Annotated in this window: 27 protein-coding genes; 12 read left to right on the forward strand and 15 right to left on the reverse strand. The window is 46.3% G+C overall.

Annotated features, from left to right (window positions below):
- Positions 1-10 precede the first annotated feature (10 nt).
- Positions 11-733, reverse strand: a complete 723-nt coding sequence (locus VNN20_12240) for a carboxymuconolactone decarboxylase family protein (GenBank protein HWP92953.1) — start codon at positions 731-733, stop codon at positions 11-13.
- Between the two features lie 62 nt (positions 734-795).
- Positions 796-1377 carry a TetR/AcrR family transcriptional regulator gene (locus VNN20_12245; protein ID HWP92954.1) on the reverse strand — a complete coding sequence of 194 codons (582 nt, stop codon included), beginning with the start codon at positions 1375-1377 and terminating at the stop codon, positions 796-798.
- 361 nt (positions 1378-1738) lie between these two features.
- Between VNN20_12245 and thrC the strand changes: the two genes are divergently transcribed.
- Positions 1739-3079: a threonine synthase gene (gene thrC / locus VNN20_12250; GenBank protein HWP92955.1), complete on the forward strand. Its 1341-nt coding sequence runs from the start codon at positions 1739-1741 to the stop codon at positions 3077-3079.
- On the opposite strand, the gene VNN20_12255 is transcribed toward thrC, so the two are convergent.
- The 7 genes from VNN20_12255 to VNN20_12285 all read right to left on the reverse strand — a co-directional run bounded on the left by VNN20_12255 (position 3080) and on the right by VNN20_12285 (position 6898).
- Positions 3080-3853, reverse strand: coding sequence for an alpha/beta hydrolase (locus tag VNN20_12255; GenBank protein HWP92956.1), 774 nt, complete (start codon positions 3851-3853; stop codon positions 3080-3082).
- A gap of 57 nt (positions 3854-3910) precedes the next feature.
- Positions 3911-4204 carry a DUF167 domain-containing protein gene (locus VNN20_12260; protein ID HWP92957.1) on the reverse strand — a complete coding sequence of 98 codons (294 nt, stop codon included), beginning with the start codon at positions 4202-4204 and terminating at the stop codon, positions 3911-3913.
- A gap of 54 nt (positions 4205-4258) precedes the next feature.
- Positions 4259-4567, reverse strand: a complete 309-nt coding sequence (locus VNN20_12265) for a YggT family protein (GenBank protein HWP92958.1) — start codon at positions 4565-4567, stop codon at positions 4259-4261.
- Positions 4567-5385 (reverse strand): pyrroline-5-carboxylate reductase, encoded by an 819-nt coding sequence (proC, locus tag VNN20_12270; GenBank protein HWP92959.1) that lies wholly within the window; start codon positions 5383-5385, stop codon positions 4567-4569. The genes VNN20_12265 and proC overlap by 1 nt, the downstream gene beginning before the upstream one ends.
- Before the next feature lie 215 nt (positions 5386-5600).
- Complete coding sequence (locus tag VNN20_12275) at positions 5601-6308, reverse strand: YggS family pyridoxal phosphate-dependent enzyme (GenBank protein ID HWP92960.1); 708 nt, start codon at positions 6306-6308, stop codon at positions 5601-5603.
- Positions 6265-6699: a Maf family protein gene (locus tag VNN20_12280; protein HWP92961.1), complete on the reverse strand. Its 435-nt coding sequence runs from the start codon at positions 6697-6699 to the stop codon at positions 6265-6267. Before VNN20_12280 ends, VNN20_12275 begins: the two co-directional genes overlap by 44 nt.
- The gene (locus VNN20_12285; protein ID HWP92962.1) at positions 6668-6898 is read right to left on the reverse strand and encodes a Maf family protein; all 231 of its coding nucleotides are present in this window, start codon (positions 6896-6898) and stop codon (positions 6668-6670) included. Before VNN20_12285 ends, VNN20_12280 begins: the two co-directional genes overlap by 32 nt.
- A 249-nt stretch (positions 6899-7147) precedes the next feature.
- Between VNN20_12285 and prmC the strand changes: the two genes are divergently transcribed.
- The 3 genes from prmC to hisG are packed head-to-tail and all read left to right on the forward strand — an operon-like array spanning position 7148 to position 9854.
- Positions 7148-7990 (forward strand): peptide chain release factor N(5)-glutamine methyltransferase, encoded by an 843-nt coding sequence (prmC, locus tag VNN20_12290; protein HWP92963.1) that lies wholly within the window; start codon positions 7148-7150, stop codon positions 7988-7990.
- The gene (murA, locus tag VNN20_12295) at positions 7978-9234 is read left to right on the forward strand and encodes a UDP-N-acetylglucosamine 1-carboxyvinyltransferase (GenBank protein ID HWP92964.1); all 1257 of its coding nucleotides are present in this window, start codon (positions 7978-7980) and stop codon (positions 9232-9234) included. Before prmC ends, murA begins: the two co-directional genes overlap by 13 nt.
- Positions 9231-9854: an ATP phosphoribosyltransferase gene (gene hisG / locus VNN20_12300; GenBank protein ID HWP92965.1), complete on the forward strand. Its 624-nt coding sequence runs from the start codon at positions 9231-9233 to the stop codon at positions 9852-9854. The genes murA and hisG overlap by 4 nt, the downstream gene beginning before the upstream one ends.
- A 365-nt stretch (positions 9855-10219) precedes the next feature.
- On the opposite strand, the gene VNN20_12305 is transcribed toward hisG, so the two are convergent.
- The gene (locus tag VNN20_12305; protein ID HWP92966.1) at positions 10220-11305 is read right to left on the reverse strand and encodes a M20/M25/M40 family metallo-hydrolase; all 1086 of its coding nucleotides are present in this window, start codon (positions 11303-11305) and stop codon (positions 10220-10222) included.
- A 231-nt stretch (positions 11306-11536) separates the two neighbouring features.
- On the opposite strand from VNN20_12305, the gene VNN20_12310 reads away from it, so the two are divergent.
- From VNN20_12310 to VNN20_12330, 5 genes are all read left to right on the forward strand, one after another.
- Positions 11537-11998 (forward strand): GNAT family N-acetyltransferase, encoded by a 462-nt coding sequence (locus VNN20_12310; GenBank protein HWP92967.1) that lies wholly within the window; start codon positions 11537-11539, stop codon positions 11996-11998.
- Positions 11999-12193: 195 nt separating this feature from the next.
- Entirely contained in the window at positions 12194-12595 is a 402-nt protein-coding gene (locus VNN20_12315) for a hypothetical protein (protein HWP92968.1), read from the forward strand.
- 132 nt (positions 12596-12727) lie between these two features.
- The gene (locus VNN20_12320; GenBank protein ID HWP92969.1) at positions 12728-13357 is read left to right on the forward strand and encodes a hypothetical protein; all 630 of its coding nucleotides are present in this window, start codon (positions 12728-12730) and stop codon (positions 13355-13357) included.
- A 377-nt stretch (positions 13358-13734) separates the two neighbouring features.
- A complete protein-coding gene (locus VNN20_12325) occupies positions 13735-15207 on the forward strand; it encodes a DegQ family serine endoprotease (protein ID HWP92970.1) in 1473 nt (490 codons plus the stop codon).
- Positions 15208-15746: 539 nt separating this feature from the next.
- Positions 15747-17015 carry an aminotransferase class V-fold PLP-dependent enzyme gene (locus VNN20_12330; protein HWP92971.1) on the forward strand — a complete coding sequence of 423 codons (1269 nt, stop codon included), beginning with the start codon at positions 15747-15749 and terminating at the stop codon, positions 17013-17015.
- 37 nt (positions 17016-17052) lie between these two features.
- Here VNN20_12330 and VNN20_12335 read toward each other — a convergent pair whose 3' ends face one another.
- From VNN20_12335 to leuB, 4 genes are all read right to left on the reverse strand, one after another.
- On the reverse strand, positions 17053-17289 hold the full coding sequence (locus tag VNN20_12335; GenBank protein HWP92972.1) for a DUF433 domain-containing protein: 237 nt from the start codon (positions 17287-17289) through the stop codon (positions 17053-17055).
- 630 nt (positions 17290-17919) lie between these two features.
- The gene (locus VNN20_12340) at positions 17920-18378 is read right to left on the reverse strand and encodes a hypothetical protein (GenBank protein ID HWP92973.1); all 459 of its coding nucleotides are present in this window, start codon (positions 18376-18378) and stop codon (positions 17920-17922) included.
- 594 nt (positions 18379-18972) lie between these two features.
- Positions 18973-19491, reverse strand: coding sequence for a nucleoside deaminase (locus tag VNN20_12345; GenBank protein ID HWP92974.1), 519 nt, complete (start codon positions 19489-19491; stop codon positions 18973-18975).
- A 324-nt stretch (positions 19492-19815) separates the two neighbouring features.
- Entirely contained in the window at positions 19816-20895 is a 1080-nt protein-coding gene (gene leuB, locus VNN20_12350; GenBank protein ID HWP92975.1) for a 3-isopropylmalate dehydrogenase, read from the reverse strand.
- A 99-nt stretch (positions 20896-20994) separates the two neighbouring features.
- On the opposite strand from leuB, the gene VNN20_12355 reads away from it, so the two are divergent.
- Positions 20995-22113: an amidohydrolase family protein gene (locus tag VNN20_12355; protein ID HWP92976.1), complete on the forward strand. Its 1119-nt coding sequence runs from the start codon at positions 20995-20997 to the stop codon at positions 22111-22113.
- A gap of 772 nt (positions 22114-22885) precedes the next feature.
- Here VNN20_12355 and thiE read toward each other — a convergent pair.
- Entirely contained in the window at positions 22886-23521 is a 636-nt protein-coding gene (thiE, locus tag VNN20_12360) for a thiamine phosphate synthase (protein HWP92977.1), read from the reverse strand.
- Positions 23522-23658: 137 nt separating this feature from the next.
- On the opposite strand from thiE, the gene VNN20_12365 reads away from it, so the two are divergent.
- Positions 23659-24528, forward strand: a complete 870-nt coding sequence (locus tag VNN20_12365; protein ID HWP92978.1) for a hypothetical protein — start codon at positions 23659-23661, stop codon at positions 24526-24528.
- A gap of 133 nt (positions 24529-24661) precedes the next feature.
- The gene (locus VNN20_12370) at positions 24662-25579 is read left to right on the forward strand and encodes an ATP-binding cassette domain-containing protein (protein ID HWP92979.1); all 918 of its coding nucleotides are present in this window, start codon (positions 24662-24664) and stop codon (positions 25577-25579) included.
- The last annotated feature ends 56 nt before the right edge of the window (positions 25580-25635 follow it).

Raw genomic sequence — 25635 nt, forward strand, 5'->3', positions numbered from 1 at the left:
TTTTGATTTCCTACTTACCGGCCGCGGTCTTAACCCTTTCCGCTTCTCTAGCATTAATAGTGGCTAATGTATCCATGGCAATTCCGGTATGGGCGTAACATGCCCCGGCCCCCATGACCATGGCCACGTTTATAGCCTCGGCCATCTTCGCTTTCGATACACCGAAGCTGAGGGCATCTTTCACGCAACCCCTTATGCAGTATGGGCATCTGGTCAGATGGGCACAGGCAAGCCCGATGAGGCCTCTTTTCATCTCCTTGCTGAGCGCCCCGTCGGCGAAAACCTTCTTGTGGAATTCCAAGAACGGCTTTGACAAATTTTCTCCACTGGAGTCCTTGAAGTGATTGATCTCATGGGTGATGTCCTTTTTGAAGAAATGTCCCTCGGTAAGAGGAATGCCGTCTTCAATCGCGTCCACCGCTTCGAAGGCTATGCTGGAGAAGGCGTAGGGGGCGCCCATGGCAAAACGCATCGCCACGTAAATTGCTTCTACAATCTCTTCGTCGGTTGCCCCGTTCTTCTTGGATGTCATTACCCGGCCCCTTATGCAATATGGGCATCTAGTGATATGGGCGCAGGCAACGGCTATGGTCTCCTTCTCTTTTTTGCTTAACGCACCGTCCGCAAAAACGCTGTTATGAAAATCCATCCATGCCTGATTGAGCTCCGGATTGATCTTTTTGAGAAGGCCTATGTCCTGGGATATGTCTTTCTTGAATAGATATTCCGTCATCTTTTAAAACCTCCTATGTGGTATTTTTTTATACACGTCATGGACATATATTGCTTATTATTCTATGCCGCTTCTAATAACTTCAGTACAGACTGGGCTCCTTTGGCCAGGGGGTCGAGTGTCTTATAGGTTTTAACCATCATAATTGCCCCTTCCAGTTGGGAGAGAATCAATCCTGCGGCAAGGGCAGGGTTTAGGTCACTCCTAAAATCACCATTCTCAACCCCCTCTCTTATACAATTTTCTATCGTTCTCTCCCACCTCTCGAAGAAGAGGCCCAGCCTTTTTCTGAATTTTTCGTTTACATCGCTCATCTCTATAGCCAGGTTCCCAAACGGACACCCGGCCCTACACTTAAGACTTTGATGAAAAGCCTTCACCCGCTCGTAGAATTTATGAAGCCTTTTCTTGGGAGAAAGAGAAGCATCTCGGAGAGTCGTGTAGATTACGTTCGATTCAAACTCTTCTATTCTAAGATCCAGGACCTTGAGAGCCAGTTCCTCTTTACTTTTAAAGTGATAATAGAAGTTACTTTTTTTTACTCCACTCCGTTCCAGTATCTCATCCACGGAGGTCCGCTGGTATCCCTTCTTATGGAACAAATCCGAGGCGACTTTTATTATTTTCTCCTTGCTTTTTTTCACTTGTACCAATCTCCCAATTAGTACTGACTAGTTAGTCCTAATTATAGCTAAATTCGCTAAAAGTTGTCAAGGGGGAGCATTCTATGTTTTTGACCCATATAAGTTGGAGGATTTAAGAGAATGATCAATACTCTATGCTGATTAATAATGGTAGCCGAATGATTTAATCGAGCACGTACGGATGTTGTGGAGACAGGCCATCGTCAGTCTCTACTGGACTACATTACTGGTTTTCGCAAATGGCGGATAAAATCGAATCCCTGGAGCTTACATACAGATCAATTAGTCTAAATATATCTTTGGGTCAAACCGTATTCAGCGTTGACAGTCAAAATGCTAAGATGTATTGTGTTTTGAGGACATGAGTGAATATAAATCTTGGTTTCAGTGTATAAATGAGGAGTGCGGGGAAACTTATCAGTTAAACGAGATAATCTATCGCTGTAGGAAATGTGGAAACCTGCTCGAGGTAATGCACGACCTAGGGCCTCTCCGGGAGAAAACGGCCGAGGAATGGAAAGAGCTTTTTGACAACCGCTACCGGCGCCAAATCTGGCCTTACGGAAGCTCGGTCTGGGGGAAGAAGGAATGGGTGTGCCCGTATGTAGAGGATGAGAACGTCGTGTCGATGTACGAGGGGGCAACCAATCTCTTCTGGGCAGAGAGATTCGGAAAGCAGGTCGGTATTGAAGACCTTTGGATTAAGATGTGCGGGAACAGCCACACCGGGTCCTTCAAGGATTTGGGCATGACCGTGCTGGTGTCGGTCGTAAAGCAGATGATTGCGGATGGTGTAGACATTCCGGCAGTTGCCTGCGCCTCTACCGGAGACACGTCGGCTGCACTTGCTGCCTACTGCGCCGCTGCCGGTATAAGGGCTATCGTTTTTCTTCCCAGAAACAAGGTATCGGTCGCTCAACTGGTTCAGCCTATCTCCAACGGCGCCCTGGTGCTATCGCTCGATACCGATTTCGACGGCTGCATGGAAATGGTGCAAAGAATTTGTACAGAGCACGATATATATCTGGCAAATTCGATGAATTCTCTACGTATCGAGGGCCAGAAAACGGTAAGCATAGAGCTATGCCAGCAGTTTGACTGGGAAGTGCCTGACTGGGTGATCATCCCCGGGGGCAATCTGGGGAACGTGTCGGCACTGGGGAAGGGCTTTCTAATAATGTACGAGCTTGGGTTGATTGACAGACTTCCCCGAATAGTGTGCGCTCAAGCCCAGAGGGCAAATCCGCTTTATCTCAGCTATCTGAGGGGCTTTCAGGAGTTTCACCCGGTAAAAGCGGAGAAAACACTGGCCAGTGCCATACAAATAGGAAACCCGGTGAGCGTAAACAAGGCCATAAAGATACTGAAGATGTTTGACGGTATAGTGGAGCAGGCGAGCGAGGAGGAGCTCTCCAACGCCGCCGCGCTCGTGGACAGGACCGGAACCTTCAACTGTCCCCATACCGGGGTGGCGATTGCGGTTTTCTTGAAGCTTCTGGAGAGAAGAGTTTTTAATCCTACGGACCGAGTTGTTATAATTTCTACCGCGCATGGACTCAAATTTGTCGAATTTAAAATCGGATACCATCAAGGTACTCTCGACGACGTCTCATCGAAATATGCCAATATTCCGGTTGAACTCCCTCCTGACCTGAGTGCGGTGAAAGAGGCTATATTCGAGAATATTAGAGAAGTCGCTTAGTTAAAGCGAATTAAGGAATTCGAGTAAGACCCGATTAAAATCGTCCGGTTTTTCCTGCATCATAAAGTGCCCCACGCCGTTTATCACGTGAAGCTTTGAATTAGAAATATTCTGGCTCAGATATTCTCCATATTTTACAGGAGTTAGTATGTCCTCTTCTCCAGAAATTATGAGCGTAGGGACTTTAATTTCTCCAAGCTCGTTAATGATGTCGAATTCGTCACAGGCCATCAGGTCCCAGTAGGAGACTTCTTGGTTGGTACGGTGAAGACCCTCTCTAAACCTTGTCTTTAGTTCTTCGGAAGAGGAAACGGCAAAGGCACGCGTGGGTGCGACCTCGCAAAATAAGTCGTAATTGTTCTTTACGGCCGATAGGGTCTCTTTGGCCACTCGAAGCCTTGCCCCTGTAGCCACGAGAACACATGCTAAGACGCTCTCCGGATAGTCAACCGCAAAAACCTGTGCTATGCCTCCACCCATGGAATGGCCTACCAGGATGAGTTTCTCCAAGCTCAAGGTATCGGTGAAGTCTTTCACAAAGTCCGTGTATTCGGTGATGCTTCTGTAGCCGTTACCCTCGGATTTGCCGTGTCCGGGAAGGTCTATTATGAGAATATTAAACCGGGGATGGCTTCTAAGGATATCAACCTGATATTCCCACGTGGCAGTGCTCTGCCCGGCCCCGTGAATCATTAAAACGGTAGGGCGGGATTTCGTGAAATCGTCTCCTGAAATGTAATGAGTGTTTAATCCTCGAACTGTGATTGATGGCATTGTTGTTCCATGAATTATTAATGTAGAGACGCATGGCCATGCGTCTCTGCGGACAAATTAATCTGTCAATCTTTTCACAAACGAATCATATTCTCCCTGGCTGATTCCCGATATTTTAATAATCTTTAATCTCGACTTCTGTCCCTTCACTATCTCCACCCCTGATTTTGAAACACCGAATTCCTCAGCAATGATTTCTTTAAGTCTCTCGTTTGCTTTTCCTCCTTCAGGAGGGGCAGTAACCCTTATTTTTATTCTTCCGCTCTGATAAGCGGTTATCTCGTCACGAGATGACTTCGGTTGAACCTGGACTTCGATGATGATAGTGGGTCCTTCTTTTGAACCTGCCATTAATATCCCTTGCTTTAGTAATGTAAAGACGTATGGCCATGCGGCTTTACATTACTAAAAGTTTCCCGATTTTATCCTGGCTCCCAACTCCGATAGGCTTCCCACCAGAAACGTATCCAGAAAATATATTGCTACGAAAACCAAAATAGGAGAGAGGTCTATTCCACCTAGTGGCGGTATGACCCTCCTTGCATGTCTAAGCACTGGTTCCGTGGCTTTATAAAGAAAACTCACTATGGGGTTATAAGGGTCCGGGTTTACCCAGGAAATAACTACCCTTATGATTATAATCCACATGTAGATGTACAGTATGTAATGCAGTGCTAGTGCTATGGCCATAACGAAATTCCCAAGAATGAACATTATTTTCCTCCCTTGGATAGTTCTTTTGAGCGTCGGGTAGCGGACTCGACAGCGGAGATTACGCTACCTCTTAATCCATGTACTTCTAGTTCTTTTATCCCTTCTATGGTCGTCCCTCCGGGGGATGAAACCTTGTCCTTAAGCTCGGCGGGATGAATGCCGCTTTCGAGCACCATTTTGGCGGTTCCGTAGACAGTCTGGGCAGCCAGGTTAAGGGCCATATCTCTGGAAAGCCCCATTTTGACGCCGCCGTCGGAAAGCGCCTCTATGAACATAGCCACATAGGCCGGGCCGCTGCCGCTAAGACCGGTAACTGCGTCTAATAGTTCCTCATTCTCTATAATGTGGACGACCCCTATGGATTGGAAGATGTGCTTAATCTTCTCCCTTTCCTCTCTGGTTATTAGAGAATTACAATAGACTACCGAAGCCCCGGCGAGCACCAAGGCTGGCGTGTTGGGCATCACTCGAGCTATCTTTGTTTTCTTTTTTATAAACCGAGAGATAAAAGAAGTGGTAATGCCGGCAGCAATGGAGATGAGAATCTTTCTGGAAGTTAGAAGTGTTTTTATCTCGTCGAGGACTACACCGATCAGATTCGGCTTCACGGCGAGTACTACGAGGTCCGATGATTTAGCAACTTCATTATTATTCGATGTGGTTCTAACGTGGTATTGAGACGATATGAAGTTTAGTCTTTCAGTTACTACATCACTCATGATGATTTGGTCATTCTTGAACACATCCGACGACAAAAGTCCTTTCACCAGAGCCTCAGCCATATTACCCGCGCCTATGAAACCGATCTTCATCTGCATATATTTTCTCCGAATAATTCAGACACTAATAAACACGGATTGCCACGAATAAAGTGATACAAGACTTCGTCGTGAGCTCAGTCGAACGATGCATGATGCACGATAGACCTGTCCTTTATCTTGAATCCTGCATCTTTCATCGTGTATCCTGCTTTTTTTCATTCGTGTCTATTTATTTCCATTTCATCCACACTGCGGATTAAATACTGCTCGTGTTAATTCGCGGCCAATGTTTCTTTCCTCGGCCCAAAAATTGCCGTTCCAATCCTGACGATTGTGGCCCCTTCTTCGACGGCCACCTCAAAATCCCCGCTCATCCCCATGGAAAGTTCTTTGAGGCTTGGGAATCCGGAGATAAGCCTCTCTCTAAGTTTTCTAAGCTGTATAAAATAGGGCCTTGCCATCTCCGGTTTGTCAAAATAGGGAGGCATGGTCATGAGTCCTTCCACGGTGATATGAGAAAACCTCCTCAGCTCTAACAGAAAGCTCTCCACCTGCTCCGGCCTGATTCCACCCTTTGCCTCTTCTCCTCCGATGTTTACTTCGAGGAGAACCGGTACTTTTATTCCCAATTTTTCGGCCCTCTTGTTTATCTCTTCAGCAACCGAAAGGCTATCCAGAGAATGAATAAGCTCCACTCTACCCAAAATGTATTTAACTTTATTCTTCTGGAGACGGCCTATGAAGTGCCATTTGATTTTTTTTTCGAGGGCTTTTTCGACTATATCGTGCTTATCCCTAAGCTCCTGTGCGTAGTTTTCTCCAAATATATCAACTCCGCATCTAGTGGCCTCTATTATCCTCTCCGGGTCAACCTCCTTGGTGACGGCGAGAAGCCTTATCTCCTCCGGGTTCCTTCCAGCCCTTTTAGCGGCCCTTTCAATTCTCTCTCGTATGATTTTCAGATTTTCGGCTATTTCCATCTTCTTCAAACAACTTTAGAATTCCCAGTTTTGTGAGTGCGTCGACTAGCTGGGAAAGAGGAAGCCCTACGACATTGGTGTAAGAGCCTTTTATTTCCTCTATCATGAACGCTCCCACACCCTGAGCGCCATAGGCTCCCGCTTTATCCATCGGTTCGCCGGTTTTAATGTAACCTTCTATTTCCCATGGTGCAAGGGTTTTAATCCTGACCCTGCTCTCTGCAGTCTCCCTGTGCAGAATCTCCCTTTTTGGCTTTACGATGGAGAAGGCGGTAATGACCTGGTGCTCCCTCCCCGAAATCCTCTCAAGCATATATTTAGCCTCTTCTTTATTCCTGGGCTTGCCCAGTATTTCTTCATCAACAACTACAATTGTATCTGCGCCAATCACTACGCAATTGCTCTCTAGACCCTGGGCCACGGACAGAGGTTTTTTCCGTTGAAACTCTGAGCGCAAAATCGGCCGGTGATTCGTCCTTGAGCGGAACTTCGTCCACGAAGGGGGGAATAACCTCAAATTCTATTCCCAGTTTCGCGAGGAGTTCCTTTCTTCTGGGAGATGATGATGCGAGGATTATCTTCTTATACATTGTTGGCCTATAAATATAGCATAGTCATGAATTATGCTGTATTGCGGGCCCTATCTAGTTCTGGATTCCCGCTTCCGCGGGAATGACAAGCTCCTGTTTGGCTTCTTCACAACGATTATGTAGTAGGGGCGCCCCGCCGGGCCGCCCCTAGCTATTCATGCTCATACGGAAACTTGAAAACCGCCGGGAGACTGAATAAAATCATTCCTACTTCAAATTAAGTTTATGAAATATAGAAAGGGTGTGTCTTTGAGGGAGTTATATAATCAGGGAAAAGAGGTAATTAGACAATCGGGTATAGAGAATCCGGAACTGGAGGCGTTTTTACTTCTGGCTAAGGCTTTGAGCATTGAAGTAAAAGACATCTATTCCCATCCGGAAAGAGAATTCGGGCCGGAAGAGGTCGAGGAATTCAACCGATTGCTGGAAAGAAGGATAAAAAGGGAACCGATGGCCTATATACTGGGTGAAAAGGAATTTTATTCAAGGTCTTTTTTGGTGACACCCGATGTGTTAATTCCTAGGCCGGAAACGGAGGTTCTGGTGGAAGAGGCGTTAAAAATTCTAGAGAATTTTACTTCCCCTTCGATAATCGATGTAGGTACCGGAAGCGGCTGTATTGCGGTAACCCTAGGGTCCGAGCGCCAGGACGCCAGTATATTTGCTACCGATATTTCTTATGAAGCAATTTTGATCGCCAGGAAAAACGCAAAAAGGCATGGCGTTTCTGAATGGATTTCGTTTATTTGTGCTCACCTTTTAGGCTGCTTTAAGGACGAGTCCTTTGATTTGGTTGTCTCCAATCCGCCCTATGTTAAGAGAACTGATTACGATAGCCTTGACCGGGACGTGAGGGATTATGAGCCTAAGCTCTCTCTTCTCGGCGGTGAGGAGGGGATAGAGTACATAAAGGAAATCATCCTTCAGTCAAAAAGAGCATTGAAGAAGGATGGCTGGTGTATCATCGAGGTTGGGGTAAACCAATCTGATAGAGTAATAGAGATGTTCGCTGAGGCTGGATTCAAGGACATTTCTTTGACAAAAGACCTGTCAGGCATAGAGAGGGTTATAAAAGGAAAATGGATAAGATAATAGTCGAGGGCGGAAGGAGGCTTGTAGGGGAAGTAACCGTGAGCGGCGCAAAGAACGCCGTACTTCCGCTAATGGCCGCATGCATTCTTACGGAAGGTAGGAATACCTTTACGAACGTACCGGACCTGGCCGACGTCAGGACGATGTCCAAGCTTCTCAAAATCTTAGGGGCAGAGGTGGAATATGAAAACGGTGTACTTTCCATCGATACAACCCGTCTCGATAATCTGGTCGCCCCTTATGAACTGGTAAAAACGATGCGCGCTTCCGTGCTTGTTCTGGGCCCTCTTACGGCCCGGTTTGGCCGCTCCAGGGTATCCCTTCCCGGGGGATGCGCAATCGGAGAGAGGCCTATCGACCAGCACTTGAAGGGCCTGGGCATACTTGGAGCAAATATTCAAATTGACGAGGGATATGTAGAAACCAGCGTCGGTAAACTCCGTGGGAACATCGTTCCCTTCGACATCTCCACAGTTACCGGCACAGAGAACATAATGCTTGCTGCGGTGCTGGCTGAGGGTGAAACGGTGTTGCTCAACGCCGCCTGTGAGCCTGAGGTTACCGAACTTGCCAACGTGCTCAACAAGATGGGTGCACAAATCCAGGGGGCCGGTACGGATATCATCACCATTCGAGGGGTGGAGAGGCTTCGTCCGGTGGAGGGACACGAGGTCATGCCCGACAGAATCGAAACTGGGACGTTCATGGTAGCCTCGGCCATCACTCAGGGCGACCTGTTGATAAAAAATTGCCGGTTTGAAAATGTCGGCGCTGTAATCGGGAAATTGCTCGAAGTAGGGGCGGAGGTTTCGAGAGTGAACGGAGGCATAAGGGTCAGGGGCAGTGATAGAATAAGGAGCGTCGATATAACCACACTTCCCTACCCCGGATTTCCTACGGATATGCAGGCACAGATGATGACCCTTATGAGTATAGCGGAGGGTCTGAGTGTTATATCTGAAAACATATTCCAGCAGAGGTTCATGCACGCCGGAGAGCTAAGGAGAATGGGAGCGGATATAAAACTGGTGGGCAACAGCGCGGTGGTAAGAGGGGTTCCCTATCTCAGCGGAGCCCCGATAATGGCCAGCGACCTCCGGGCGAGCGCTTCATTGGTCTTGGCCGGACTGGCGGCCCAGGGGAAAACACAGATATCCAGGGTTTATCACCTGGATAGGGGATATGATAAACTCGATAAAAAACTGGAGATGGCCGGTGCAAGTATTTGGAGGGAAGAAGAGTGATAACTGTGGCAATAGCGCGGGGGAGGCTTCTAAACGAAGCTTCCTTGCTTCTGAAAAAAGCGGGCTTTTCCGTCGGCGAAATATTGAACGATTCGAGGAGACTCATCTTCGAGTATCCGGAGGACGGAATCAAGGCTCTCATCATACGTCCCACCGACGTGCCCGCATACGTTGAATACGGGGCTGCCGATTGCGGGATCGTGGGTAAGGATACACTTATCGAGGAGAAACATGATTTATACGAGCCTTTGAACCTCCATATTGGTAAATGTAAATTAGTCGTCGCCGCAAGAAAGGGGTTTGATTTTTACTCGACCAGGATACTCCGGGTAGCGACCAAATACCCAAGAATCGCGCACGAGCACTTTGCCAGAAAGGGGATTAGCGCCGAGGTAGTGAAGCTGTATGGGTCAGTGGAGCTCGCTCCCCTGGTTGGGCTTTCGGATGTTATAGTGGACTTAACTGCGACCGGTGAGACGCTCAAGAAAAACAAGCTGGTGGTGATAGAGACAATCGCCGATATTACAGCCCGACTGGTTGTGAATCGGGTGAGCATGAAGGTGAAAGCAAGCGAGATAAAAGAGTTTATAAGAAAGCTGAAAGAGGTTAGAGAGGTTTAAGGTTTAAACCGGTCGAGACTACCCTTAGAGGTTTTCAATTTTGATATATATATCCTGCTGTCCAAAATAATTAGAAACTAATAGATAACCCTCACCAAACAAGGCCTTTAAACGTTAAAAATGCCTTTTTAAAATCGGGTCGCCTTATTTATGTTTGTTAGGGAAATTCTGTCCTGATCTTTTACGTATGAAAGTCTTGATAACACAGCTTCTACAAACGAGATTGCTTCGGTCTTTTCACTCCCTGGCAATGACCGAAGTGGGTGCAGTTTCTCGCTAAATACTGCCTTCTTTGCATGTCATTGCGAGCGTAGCGAAGCAATCTCTATTATAGACAAGTTTGATAACTACAAAATACAAATAAATCATCTATTCGATACCAGCCTGATAATTTCAAATAAAACTTTTGTCATGGCCACCACCTCGTTTAAATCTACATGCTCATAAGGGGTATGTGCAACGGCGAGTTTTCCTGGCCCGAAAACGACGCTGGGAATGCCGCCGGAAACAAGATTCCCGGCATCGGTCCAACTCTTGATAGCGCCAAATTCCGGGCTTTTACCCAGCGCCTTTTTATAAGACTGCTCCACGACCCGAACTATCGGCTCGTCTTTTTCCAATTCAAATGGTGGGTCTATGTCCACCAGTTGCCAGCTCGCTCTGTTTTCATCCAATAGTTGTATAAGTTCCCTCTTGGCATCTTCCACATCCCGTCCGGGGAGAACCCTGAAATCAACAAAAAGCTCGCATTTGTGAGGGACAATGAGAGCATTTCCCCCTCCCCTGATTTCCATGATGTTAAAGCCGCCTTCGCCTATTAACGGATGGTAATCTTTGACGAAGCTGAGCCCTTTGAAGGAATCGACCAGGGAAATGGCATTCATGATCGGGTTATCCCCCGACTCAAAGTCGCCCCCGTGCGCCGGGGTTCCGGTTAGCTCTATCCTCACCTCGATCGAGCCAGCTTCTATCGGGCAGATGATAAGCTCGGTGGGCTCGAAAACTATGGCCCCTTCGGCCTTAATTACTTCCGGGAGCAGCTTTGACCCCAGACCCTCCTGTTCCTCGTCTACGGTGAGGGCAAAGGCACAGTCGTTCACCTTAATACCGCTTTCATGGGCAGTTTCCAAAGCCAAGATAAGTGCGGCTATACCGGCCTTGGTGTCCACGCTTCCCCGTCCGTAAAGCCGCCCGTCCTGTATTTTTGGGGAGTAGAGCTCGAGGTGCCCGAATGCCGGAACGGTGTCAACGTGGGCTGAAAAGAGTACCTTGGGGTACGGACCGGCGGTCCAGATTAGGTTATATCTGTTGTCTAGGACCTTCTGCCGAAAAGGGGTGAATCCAATCGCTTTAAGGCGGTGCTCCAAGTAAGTGAGGATTTCTTGCTCCTGGCCGCTTTCACTCCTGATTGCCACAAGCCGGTAAAGCTCCTCGCCTACCTTCTTCTCCACTTCAACACCCCGCCCTTGTTTAGAGTTTTAGAAAGGTACTAAAAATGGAACCTACTGTCAATGCTTTGAAACTCGGGACGGTGTTGAAAAAAGCCTGCATATTATGTGAGTGTAGGGGCACGCTGCAGCGTGCCCCTACACTACAGCCTAATCCACCCCCCGGAAAAAAGGTTGATAATCCAACTCAGGATGTTAAATTAGCTTTGTTTGTTGATTATAGAGGCACGGTTAATGATAGTAAGAGAGGCCAATAAAAGGGATGTCAAAACATGCGCTAGGATAGAGAAACAGGAATCGGCTGAAAGCATAGAAATAATCGAAGACGAGATAGAGAAGCAGATCGACGAGGAGGATCACTTCATTTACGTCGCCGAGGAAGGCGGAGAGGTTGTCGGTTTCATCTCGGCGGAATGGCAGAGGTGGAATAACTCCCTCTACATCGACAGTTTATACATAGACGAGAACCATAGGCACCGGGGATACGGTTCTCAGCTTTTGAAACGAATGATCAGGAGGTCGAGAGAGATAAAATCCAAAAAGGTTTTTATCGATGTCGAGGCCGGAAACACGAATGCCATCATTCTTTACCTGAAACACGGCTTTGAAGTAAACGGGTACGTCCAGGATTTTTACAGGAGCAAGGAACAGGGGGATGCGGTATTTCTGGTGCTGTATAATAGGTATTCTCGCTAGTACCTAAAAAAACTAAAATTCTGACGCTTTTCAATCCTAATCGTCGTATATACGGGTAGTTGTATTCCCTGTCTCACTACAAATGTGATTATGCAAAAAATATCCCTTGACATTTAAGTAATATACTTTACTTTTATCAATAAATTTAACTTTAACACTTAGCAATTCAGGCTTGCCGTTTATTGATTAGATGGGATGGATGTTAAAGCAAAGAGCGTAAAGCAAAGGATTTTCGGGTTAGGGAGATTTAAAGCGGTCAGAAAGGGTATTTGCATCCTGACCGCGGTAATGGGTCTTGGAGCCTTAGACTTGACCCTTTCGTCCTGGAATTTCCAGGAAGCCCCTCTAAACCTTGCGATAGATGCTTACCAAATTTTAGATGATTCTACAGAAGAACAATACCCGGTATACGAGAATTACAGCCGTGCCTCGGTTAGCACCAAGGTTTTTCACGAACGCTCCACGACGACCACTGCCGGTATAGGAAAAACCTATTTCAATAATCCAAATAAATTTACGTTTTTTGACTCGGTAAATCCCTCTCTTCTTTCATTCTATGCTTCATTCCCTTTGAGGTCTCCCCCTTTCACTTTATAGGCCCACGCGGGCATATAGGTTCCAACCTAGTCTGTTTTCATGATATGCACGCAAATCTGAAGTCTATTTACTATGTTTGAGGCTTAATACTAAGGCTCAGGTTTGGTCAATTAGTAAAAGGAGGAAAATCAGATGGAAATACTAAAAATACTTAAAATTGAGCAAAGAGAATGGGAAAACATCAGGACTTCTCTCCAAGAATGCGGCGATATCGGCGAATTCGATTCAAAAAAATACATGGAGGGCGCTTCCACTCCGCTGCACCAGGATTTGCCACTTTTCCGGAATTTGATGGAGATGGAGAAGAAATTACCCAGGCATGGCTACTTCACCCAGGAAGCGGCTTTTGTTTTCACCGTGCTAGCGTCGAAGGCCGGAGAGAGATTGGGGCTTGAGGATGGCCTTGCCCAGACCTTCGGTAGCGGATATAGCTGGGTGAGGACGGGCTCCCTTGCTCTTAACGGCCGGGAAGGACATAAGGAGATTATAAAGCAGTTGTTCTTCTTCAAGCTGTTTTTCCCGGTGGGCGGGTTTTACAACTGGGATTTTAGTTCACCGATAGTGAAGAGAAAGCTGGGGCTCGTATACTGTAAGTTTAGGTCATGGCAGGACAATCCGGATAGTTACATTCAGGACGTCAGGGATTGCCGGGAGCAATTAGAGCCCCTTTGGCATGGATTGCTATTAGCCTTGGGGTTTCCTACTATCGACTGGATTGGGGCTTATGAAACCTATAGGGACTCGATAATAAATGAGATTTAGAGCTCTACGTACCTCCAGGGAGTCCCCTAACTTTTACCTCCAGGACCATACAGGGGACTCCCTCTATTAATGTGTTAGTGTTAGGATCACTCATGGAATACGGTAAACATGGCGTGGGGGGAGAGGTTCTGAGCAGTAGTGTAAAATAAACCATATATAGGAAATGGGCCTAAAACTGAAGTGGCTATCTTCTTGTGTTGGGTGTTCGCTTAAAATAGGAAGTACAAAAGGTCTTTCTATTGCTAGGCTAAGGGCTTAAGCCTAAAATAATTAAGGACTTGAAAGAAAAGGAAAAGGGTTTAACTTAAAACTTGACGTGGTTTGGTCGAGGTTTCGACCTTGTTCTACTAAGTATGGAAGAGTTCAAGGAGGTAGTCATGAAACGCCTTTTATCTTCGGTTATTATCGTTGTCTTACTTCTCTCTTTAGCATTGACAGCGTGCGAGAGAATTCAGGAAAAACCCATAACCAAGCAAAGGAAAGAAAGTGCGGAAGCAACAAAGGAGATACCGAAGGAGAGCAAAGTAGAAGGGCTTCCCTCGTTTGCGGCGCTGGTTGATAGGCTCAAGCCTTCGGTCGTTAATATCAGCACGACGAATGTGGTTCAACGAAGGGGTTTTTCGTTCAGGTCTCCTTTTGGGGAAAATGATCCTTTTGGAGAATTCTTTGAGAAATTCTTTGGAGGAGAGCTTCCCCAGCAGGAGTTCAGACAACGAGGACTGGGGTCGGGTTTTATAATAAGCGAGGACGGATACGTAGTGACCAATAATCACGTTGTCGATAAGGCGGAAGATATACAGGTAGTCCTCGAGGGCGGCGATAAATATCAAGCCAAAGTAATAGGAAAGGACCCAAAGACCGACATGGCCCTTCTTAAGATTGAGCCCAAGGGGAAGCTTCCGGCGGTCACATTCGGGAATTCGGATAAGCTGGCGATCGGCGATTGGGTCATAGCCATAGGGAACCCGTTTGGACTGGGCCACACAGTTACGGCGGGTATAGTCAGCGCGAAGGGAAGGGTGCTCGGCTTCGGCAACTATGATGATTTCATTCAAACAGACGCCCCAATCAATCCCGGGAATAGCGGCGGGCCCCTTTTCAACCTGGAGGGGCAGGTGGTCGGCGTAAACACGGCGGTAGCGGCGGGAGGCCAGGGGATAGGGTTTGCCATACCCATCAACATGGCCCGTCAAATCGTCGAGCAGATAAAGGACAAGGGTAAAGTGGTGCGCGGATGGCTGGGTGTATTGGTCCAGCAAGTGACGCCCGAGATTGCCGAAAGCATGAAACTAAAAGGGGTTAAGGGGGCGCTGGTCTCCGATGTAACTCCGAACAGTCCTGCAGAAAAGGCCGGGATACAAAGAGGGGACGTTATAACCGAGATAAACGGGAATAAGGTGGAGAGCATTTCCGAGCTTACCGGCAGGATAGCGCTCACTGCGCCGGGTACGGAAGAGAAAATAAAGTTGATAAGAGACGGAGAGGAAAAGGAGATTACAGTGACGATCGGAGAGCTTCCCGAGAACATCGGTGCTCAGCGTGAACAAACTGAAGAAGGGGGAGCGGAGGAAAAACTGGGGTTGTCGGTCGAGGAAATTAATCCCCTTATTGCCAGGCGTTTTAATCTAGGCGAGCAGAAGGGTGTTATCGTCACCAGCGTTTCGCCGGGGAGCATAGCATTTGAATCGGGCTTCAGGGCTGGCGATATAGTTTTGGAGATAAATAGACAGACAATTCAGGGCTTGAATGATTATAAAAATGTAATGGATGAGTTACAGAAGGGACAACCCGCTCTTTTTCTGGTAAAAAGGGGGGACAATACGTTGTATTTGGCAATGAAGGTAGAATGAGGAGTTGATTTTTTTAGTTCCTTGTAACCTGATTCATTACGTGAACGAAGCCGATATCTTTTAACTCCCCGGTTTAAGTAAGAAATGTAAGGAACGCAGATCTGCGTTCCTTACAATATAACTTATCATTAAGGCTGATGGTTTGCCCAAGTAAATGCGTCTTTACTTGTTGCTAGTTGCCAACTCTCTATCTTATATTGCTATACCCGTCCCCGGTTAAACCGGGGGATCAGTCGGGTATCCACTTCGCATGTCATCCCCGTCTTCCGGTTAAACAGGAGGATCGATCGGGGATCCATTTTTTTTAAAACTGGATTCCCGTTTCCACGGGAATGACTCAGGCTTGGCAGTTATGCTTAGTATGCCACATGTAATTTGCCGATTATTGTAGTTGTAGGGAACGCATATATGCGTTCTTACAAAACATGGATAAGTCAGAAATGCAATCAAGCCTGACCACTAACCTTTCGAACAATTTCAAATATTTTTTAAACTATTACTATTAGAAACAAGGCAAATCTTCTTTGGGGGAGAATTACATGATTATAAGCCGTAGAAAGTTTATTAATTCAATCGGAATAGCCGGTGGAGCAGTTTTGCTGGCCCATTTTTCCTGCGCAAAGAGACCCCTTGGCCCGGCCGTTTACGAAGATGACTGGGAGCAAGTCAGGAGGCAGTTTGACCTTGATTGGGACTATGTGCACATGTCTTGTTTTCTCTTAGCTTCCCATCCAAAACCGGTAAGGGAAGCGATTGAAAGGTACCGGCGGGATTTGGACGAAAACCCGGTTCGATATTATCGCCAGAATGCCGGGGTAGCCGAAGAAAGGGTAAGGCTCTCTGCGGCTTCTTATCTTGACACCGATTATTCTCAGATTGCGCTGACAGACAGCACCACCATGGGGCTTGGCCTTTTATACACGGGGATAAAGGTCAGAGCGGACCAGGAGATCCTGACGACCGAGCACGAGTACTATTCTACACTTGAGTCTCTTCGTTTGAGGGCGCTCAGGACCGGCGCGTCATTTCGGAAAATACGATTGCATAACGGGAGCTTTAACACATCTAAAGACGAGATAGTGGACAATATCTACCGTTCCATCAACCCCCGGACCAGGGTTGTTGCCCTCACCTGGGTTCATTCCAGCACCGGGCTCAAGATACCGGTGAGAGAGATTGGAGAGATGATATCAGACATCAATAGGTCTAGATTGGATGATGATAGAATCCTTCTTTGTATCGACGGGGTTCACGGATTAGGAGTCGAAGACATAAATATAGAGGAGCTTGGTTGCGACTTTTTCGCCGCCGGCACGCATAAATGGCTCTTTGGGCCGAGAGGGACCGGGATATTATGGGGAAGAAAAGACGCGTGGAATAATGTGGTTGCTACGATCCCCACGTTTTCCGGAAATGACACGCCCGGTCAAACAATGACCCCGGGAGGCTTTCATTCATTCGAGCATCGTTGGGCTCTCAACGAGGCCTTTGATTTTCATAGTAGAATCGGGAAAGAGCGGGTTGAGAAACGCATCCATCAACTCAACACTCAGCTAAAAGAGGGGTTGAGAAGCATCAGAAATGTTAATTTACACACTCCCATGTCCGAAGAATTATCCGCAGGCATCGTTTGTTTTGAAGTAAATGGGTTCACTCCGTATGAGGTGGTGAGACGGCTGGAAGATAGACATATTATCGCCACCACCACACCCCGCACATACAAGGAAAGATATGTTAGATTAGCCCCGGGCTTATTGAATAATCCTTCGGAAGTCGAAAGAACCCTGGCGGCGATAAGAGAGTTGTGAGAACGAAACTGATCAACACTCTCATCCGCTAAGAAATTCATGTGCCGGTCTGCTTTATGGGATAGACGACATCGGCACGTAAAGCATGTGCGGCAAAGGCCAACGCGGCCTGGATAGCTTCACGGGTCAAACGGGGATGTGCCTCTAGAAGTTGTTCAATTGTCTCCCCGGCTGCCAACTTCTCGAGAATGAGTTCTACGGTAATGCGGGTGCCAGCAATGACCGGTTTACCCATCATGATTGATGGATCTGACTGAATGAGTTCTTCCCTCATTTCTTCTTCCTTGTATGTGATTGTGACAACGCTTAATAATTATACGAAGTTTTTCTCTTATAATCACCCTAATACGGAGAAATATGCAAAGATATTTTTATATTCGCTCTTGCTGATCAATATAACACAAACGCTTTCCTTGAATCAAATTCAAGGTTCGAGCAGTTCATTTCATTTGATTTGAAATAAAGTCCGATATACGGGTTGCTGGTCTTGAATGTGATTGATAATAATGAAAAACAGCGTTCTATTGTAAAAACGAATCACAATGTGTCTCTACAGGTTGACAGTTGCTCACTTTCTATCCTGTCATACCCGAATGTATTAATCGGGTATCCATATTACTATATAAGAGTTAGATTCCAGTTTCCACGGGAATAACCTGGGCTTGGCAGTAACACTAATCTTCGGGTTACCGTATATAACAAGGTGTAAGTGGAGAGCGGAAGTCCCCCCAGCACATTTTAGAAGTAATATCAAACTTATTTTTAATGTCTGCAAAGTTGCATATGAGCTTCACTTTTTCAGTTCCTTAAACCTGGTCTCTAAATGGGAGCAAAGTCGATATTTTTCAATTCCCTGTTGGGCCAATAATGTAAGTCTGACCCTCTCACTTTCTTTATTCCCGGGTTATTGTCGCTGATACCAATACCAATCGTTCAAGGATTTAGTTTCTCTGAGATGTCGAGAAACTTCAGCAGCTAGTATGCGGTAGTATTCCTTTTGTCTTAACTGGGGCTCAGTAAGTATGTTTCCATCATCATAATAATAAGTACAACGTTTTCGGTAGTTTCTGCCGTCGGTATCGCGATAATACGATACGTCGAAATATAGGATGCCAACCTGATTTGGATCATTTGCAACTGGTGCTATAAATTCTCCCACCACATCAGACATCGTGTCATTGGGTAAGAGTTCAAGTTCATACATCCATCTCTTACCTATGGGATTAAAATCGCTAAGGTCACCTCCGGAAAATCTAACACGCTTCTCTAGCTTTTCGTATCGGAGTTCAATATGATCGACAGATACATTATGCGCGGAAATATCGCCATCGTTCTTTAGAATGAAATTGAAAAAGCCCCGCATAGGTCCCCCCTGTAGTATGCAGGAAATCTGGGGATCGATATGAGTCTTGAGAGCACGAGCGCTCAAACGAGTCTGTTGCCAAGCGAAAAACGCGCTCAAGATAGAAACAAGAATTGCTATGCTGGAAAGTAGGAGACTCCATCTTGCATAGGGATCTTTTGTACTCACTAGCTTCTCACCTCCATTTTGAACCTGGCACCTATCTAATAATTAGATTACAAAAAAATGCAACATAATTCCCAAATATAGGGTGTTAAACCGCAAATTATCATTCTAACTGATACATAGATATGAATGTAATTACAAGTCAATAGGAAGGTATGGAAAACCTGAACTGCTTTCTTACCTCCTCCACAATCAATGCTCCCGTCTCCCGGCAGCCTACTTTCTTCGTACCTTCCACGTATATATCAGATGTCCGGTGGCCTTTTTCCAGTACCCTTTTGACGACATTCTTGACTTCGTCTACTGTCTGGTGGAGATTGAGCGGTACTTGAGCATCATTACTGAGGTAAGAACGGAGGTTATAGGGTTAGTGGGCTCGGGGTCAGGCTTTTGCTTTTTTGTTTTTGGGTTATCCACACCTCCTCTAACTCAACGGTGTGGGGGCAACTTCAGGCCACGTTGCCTTCGCACTTCATCGCATCGCATGAACAGTTCTTGGCAAAGGGAGCGCTCGACATGGGGTATTAGTTTACACCTCGGTTCGATGCGCATGCGAGATAGAAGTTCTTGCGGCGACATGTCGGACGCTTGCGGCCAGTACCGATTTGCATCCTCCATTGTTGATGCTCCATATACTACCGTGTCAACTTCAGCCCAAATACACGCCGACATACACATCGGGCATGGCTCGCATGTACTATATAGTGTGCAGCCGCGAAGAGATAGCAGTTTTAGTTTTCGAGTGGACTCACGGATGGCGTTTATTTCCGCATGGTTCGTCGGGTCGCACATTTCCATCACCGTGTCATAGGCTTGTGCTAGAAGAACGCCATTTCGTTCATCGTAAATTGCGCACCCGAACGGTGAGGGAAAATCGGTCTCCAATGATGAAGCAGTAAATTGCACGAGCTCTTTCATCCGCACACTGTGTTGATCGTTCGTAGTCATTGTCGTCGATATACCGGTCACCAGATATACTAATCACACATAACTCTTAATTATACGAACTAAAATTCCCAAATATATACAAGTTTATCTATGCAAAAGGCTGCATAACTACTCCTAGGCCAATTTAGTTTTGATTCATTATTGCTCAGTATAATCTCGCCGTTCATGGTTCGACAGGCTCACCACGAACGGCTTAATTTATATACCGTTCGCCCTGAGCCCTTCGACTTCAGGACAGGCCTGTCGAAGGACAGTTATACCAAGATAAACAAGGCAAAATAAAAATTCAAATACTAAGAATCCAATCCGATAAATACTAAATCTCTAAAGTTTCCCAATCTCCTCCACTATCAAAGTCCCCATCTCCTTACAGCCTACTTTTTTTGTTCCTTCCTCGTATATATCCGATGTCCGGTAGCCCTTTTCCAGTACCCTTTTGACGGCATTTTCTACCTCCTCTGCCGCTCGGTCAAGATTAAGCGTGTACTTGAGCATCATTGCCGAGGTAAGAACGGAAGCTATGGGATTGGCGATGTCTTTCCCGGCAATATCCGGGGCGCTGCCGTGAACCGGTTCGTAAATTGCACCTCTATGTCCGATGCTGGCAGAAGGTAACATTCCCAGTGAACCGGTTAGTTGTGCGGCTTCATCGCTCAATATGTCTCCAAACATATTGTCAGCCAATATCACGTCAAAGCTCTTGGGCCTACGAATGAGCTGCATGGCGGCGTTATCCACGTATAGATGCTCAAGCTCGACATCCGGAAATTCTTCTTTCCCCACCCTGGCTACGGTTCTTCTCCAGAGTTCCATACAGTCAAGCACGTTTGCTTTATCTATCGAAGTCAGCCTCTTTCTCCTCTTCCTGGCTATATCAAAAGCTACCCGGGCTACCCTCTCGATCTCGGATGTGGTATAGACAAGGGTGTTTACACCCTGTTCCTGGCCGTCTTCTAATTTCGTGACACCGCGGGGAGTACCGAAGTATATTCCTCCGGTAAGCTCCCTCACCACCATGATGTCCACACCGTCGACGATCTCCCTTTTGAGTGATGATGCATCGGCAAGCGCCGAATAAACTACGGCCGGCCTCAGGTTGGCAAAGGCGTCTAGCTCTTTCCTTATGGCCAGAAGCCCTCTTTCCGGTCTAATTCCGTATTCAAGGTTATCCCACTGGGGTCCGCCGACAGCGCCCATAAGTACGGCATCTGCTGCTTTTGCTTTTTCGAGTACCTCTTTCGTTACCGGGACACCGTGTGCATCGATGGAGGCCCCGCCAAATAGCTCGCTCTCGAATACAAACTCAATTTTGTATTTTTTCCCTAAGGTGTTGAGGACATCCAGGCTGACATTGGTTACTTCGACACCTATCCCGTCTCCGGGAAGGACCAGGATTTTAGGCACTTTGTTTTTCTCCTTGAATTTTTTGCCTGATATTTTACCTGAATGAATAATTATCGAGGGTTTCGCTAACGGATTTTCTTATAAGCTATAATCTATGTCATGAGGTTTATAGATGCCCATACCCATCTGGAGTTTTTTGCGCTTAAAGGAATCCCCTTGGATAAAGCGGCGAATAAAAAGGATGTCGTGGAAATGATTGAAAGCTCTTCGGTAAGGCCGCTAGTTGCCTGGGGGTGGAGCGAGGAGGCTCTTGGAGAATCGATAACCAGGGCGGACATAGACAGATTCCCCTTTCCCATTCTTCTCATAAGAGTAGATGCGCATGTCGGGGTGATAAATAAAAGAGTCATGGATGAGTTGGATATAGAGCCCTCGGGGAAATTTGACCAGGAAAGGGGCTATGTTTATGAGGAAGTGTTATGGAACATTGCGTCGATTTTAAAGCCAAGGGATATAGGGGCATCCCTATTAAGGGCTCAGCATGAAGCCATATCCAAAGGTGTTATAGAGGTTCATGACTTTGTCGATGCTAACATCGCCGAGACCTATTTTAAACTGAGGGAAGAGGGGAATCTAAAACTCAAAGTAAACTTGATGCCCTACTACGATCACTATGAAGATGTACTTAGCCTTTTCGATAAGTTTGCTGAAGACGAGTGTTTGAAGCTCGGCTGGGTTAAAGCATTTGTCGACGGCTCGATCGGGGCCGGGACCGCTTACTTGAGGGAACCGTATATTGATAAGCCTTCAAACGGGATTCTTCTAAAAACGGAAGAGCAGTTGGGATCCATAATAAAGGAGCTAGAGGGCAGAGATTTAAGAATTGCACTTCATGCTATTGGAGATGCTGCAATCGACGTTTGCCTGGACGCTTTCGAGAGAGCGGATATAAAACTTAAGGGGCACAGGATCGAGCACGCGGAGATGATAGATTTAGAGCAGGCAAAAAGAGCCAAAGATTTGAATGTCACACTTTGTGTCCAGCCTAATTTCAACGTGATTTTCATGGAGACTTACATAAAGGCGCTTGGGGAGGAAAGGGCGAAGAGGATGAATCCTATTAAGATGCTCGATCAGTTAGGTGTCACTATGGTCTTTGGCTCAGACATGATGCCCTTTGACCCGGAAATTGGACTAACCTATGCCTCGCAGATATTAGGAAGAGAGAAAGCCCTATTTTACTATGGGGGATGGAGGGATAAAATGGGTTTTACGTGATGAGCATATTTATATTAAACATTTGATCATTGCTGTCCAAAATAATTAGAAACCAACTGTTCACACTCGTAAAACAAGGACTTTGGATAGATAAAAACAGCTTTTTAAAAACAGGTTCCCGTCCTGACAACCTTTAATCCTCTCCGGCAAGGGGAGAGGAGAATTTTTGGCGTAAATTCCTTTGCCCTTGATGAGAGTAAATGAAAATGAACAACCCCTTCTGTTTCCCCCTGCTTAGACATGCTCGGATAAGCCGATAAAGGGCGAACTCCTCAAGAAACCCCATCCTTCGATGAGACTAAGAGCCTGTCCTGAGTCGATCCCCGATTAAATCGGGGAAGGAATGAGCGGATGTACATCCGCTGATAATGATTAATGAAATAATAAACTGTTCCCAGCGAATCAATCTCTTATTTTGGACAGGTTTGACATTTGATTGATTTTTGACCGAGTTTAAGAACATAATGCAGTCTCTGAGAATCTCAGTGTATACGGTGTTTATAACGCAAAGTTCTCGAACATGTGCTAAGGGCCTTCCTGATAAACTCGCTGTTTATTCAGGGTTGAACTACGAGCGACTAATCTTCATAAATCCTTCTGCCGTTCGGAAAACTGGTCATAGGTGTTCCAATAAAAATCAAAGAAATAAGAGCTAGATTTCACTTTCCACTTTTGCGACGGGAGTTCGAAGTAAATGCGATTGTTGTAGGGGCGACCCGGCGGGATCGGGGGTAGCGATCAAGAGGGAGGTTCCGGGATCCAAATGTCGCCCCTACTTTATGGCTTCAAATAGACTGGACAGGTGTCTGGCTGCTCTCTCCGGGTCGGGTGAGCCAAAGACGCCAGTGATGACCGCAATTCCGTCAACACCGGTCTCAAGCACGGATGGGGCGTTTTCCCAGTTAATCCCGCCGATGGCAAAAATGGGAATCTTTGTTATTTTTTCTCTTGCATCCCTGAGTACTTCAAAAGGAGTACCCTTTCTCTCCGGTTTGGTCGGGGTGAAAAAAGGCGTGCCAAAGGCGACATAGTCGGCGCCTTCTTTCTCCGCCTGGATGCCCCTCTCAATCTCACCGTAACAGGAAGCACCGATAATGGCCTCACTGCCGAGGATCTTCCTGGCCTCCTGTATGCCTGGGTCATCCCTACCCAGATGGACACCGTCAGCGCCTATTTCTTTAGTAAGGAAGGGAGAATCGTTAATGATCAGAGGGACATCGTACTTTCTTGTAATCTGAAGAAGCCCTTTCCCCAGCCTTATAATTTCATCATGGCTGGAATTCTTCTCCCTAAGTTGTACTATTCTTGCTCCCCCTCTCAGGGCCTTCTCCACCGTTTCTAAAAACATACCCCTGGGTATGAGATTTTTATCGGTTATTATGTAGAGACCTCTTAGAGCATACCTCATTTGTAATTAAACATAACAAAATCAATGGATTTCTACAAATTTTTTATAAACTGCTTGAAATATTAATCGATATTGTATAGAATCAGATTTTGGTATGTGGTAATACGTTAAAATTCAACAATTTAAGGAGGTTTGGCATGGAAAAAGATAAAAGGTTTATTGTCTATTTGAAAACCTTGGTATTAGCTTTATTCGTTTTATCCTCTGTACTCTTCGTTCAAGCAAAAGGGGTTAACGCCGCCGGGCCAACGATGCCTTATTCATTCTTCCTGGAACATCCCTACTCTATCACCGGCGTTAGAGCTAATGGTATGGCGGTAGATTTGGATGACTCCGGGTGGCTTTTTATGAATGAGTTTAGGGCGGATGTGAATATATATCAAAACTTATTCGGTATATACGCCAAGTTTCCCTTTGCTGGCGTAACTAACTTTGGTCCTACTGATGAGGACGATTATGATTTTGGAAACATAGGTCTCGGTGGAAAAGTAGCTATACTAAACACCGATTCCGCAGTTTTAACAGGGGGTTTTGAGCTTATTACGCCTACTACTAGCGGGGATTTGGGCGCGGCTGCCGCTCTCGCTTATTTCTTACAATTTCCATATTTTCTCGAGGATGCTTGGACTTTCAAACCCTATGCGGTGTTTGGATATGGTAGGGGTATTTTTGGCTTCCAGGCTAACATAAGTGGTGACATTATTACCAATGCCGATGATTTCGAGGGCGATGACACAGAATTCATACTGGAATACGGAGCTACGGCGAGTGTGACGCCTAATCTTCCTCTGCCATTTTCCACTTCATTCTTACTGGAGTTGTTCATGGCATCATCCACGTCTTTTGACAGCAATATCACCGGCGCTTACCTTACTCCGGGAGTCAGGTTCGGCGGTCAGATATTGAGTCTAGGAGCGGGCGTTCAAATTCCATTTGGCAGCGACGAAATAACAGATTTTGCGAATGTGGGTTTTCTTCTTGATTTAGTAGTAAGATTCGGTAGCTAGATTTTGCCGTCAAAGTGGCTATATCCTAATCGCCCAAATTTCATCTTAAGCAAACTCGGTGATGGGCAAGGGGCAGGAAAATTTCATGGCCCTTGCCCCATCTCTTATCTTTTCTTAGGTATCATTAATCAGAATGGCTTCCGAGGCTATAGTACTGGCCAGGGGATTATCCAAAAACTACGGCCCTATTTGGGCCGTGGACGGAATCTCTTTTGAGGTTTTGGCCGGCGAATGCTACGGGTTTTTAGGTCCGAATGGCGCCGGAAAAACAACGGCTATCAGGATGATTTACTGTCGAACTCTACCCACCTCCGGGGTTCTTAACGTTTTTGGTTTGGATGTTAGGGATCACGCCAGAGAAATCAAGGCTTTGATAGGCCTGGCGCCACAGGAGAATAATTTAGACCCGGATTTGAACGTTATCGAGAACCTCATCGTCTATTCCCGGTACTACGATATTCCCAGGAGCGAGGCGGAGGAACGAGGAAAGGAACTCCTTCGATTTTTAAGCATAGACGAGAGGCGAAAGGAAGAAGTAACCAAGCTTTCAGGCGGCATGCAGAGACGTCTGGTCATTGCCAGGGCGCTCATCAATAACCCGAGACTGCTCATACTTGACGAGCCCACCACTGGACTCGACCCCCAGGCCAGGCATCTCATATGGCAGAGGCTTCGGGAACTAAAGGGAAAAGGGGTCACCATGATTCTAACCACCCATTATATGGAGGAAGCGGAAAAGCTCTGCGACAGGGTTGCGGTCATGGATTCCGGGAAAATACTGGCCGAAGGCTCGCCTGATCAGCTTATAAAAAGATATGCAGGAGAGCACGTTTTCGAGATAAGGCATGCGGAAGACAACGGACTTCTAAGAAAATTGGAGGGGTTGGAGTACAGTATTGAACAAGCCGGTGATACTATCTACATATTCTCGAAAGACGGCGATGAAATAGGAAAAAGGCTTCTCCCCTTGAAGGATTCTGAAATTTTACACCGCCGCGCAAACTTGGAGGATGTTTTTCTACGATTAACCGGTAAAGAATTAAGGGATTAATTTTTCCATATTTCTATTGATATTTTGATAGCATTGATTATATTGAGTTATCCGTA

Source organism: Thermodesulfobacteriota bacterium, from assembly GCA_035559815.1.
Taxonomy (GTDB): domain Bacteria; phylum Desulfobacterota_D; class UBA1144; order Nemesobacterales; family CSP1-2; genus DATMAT01.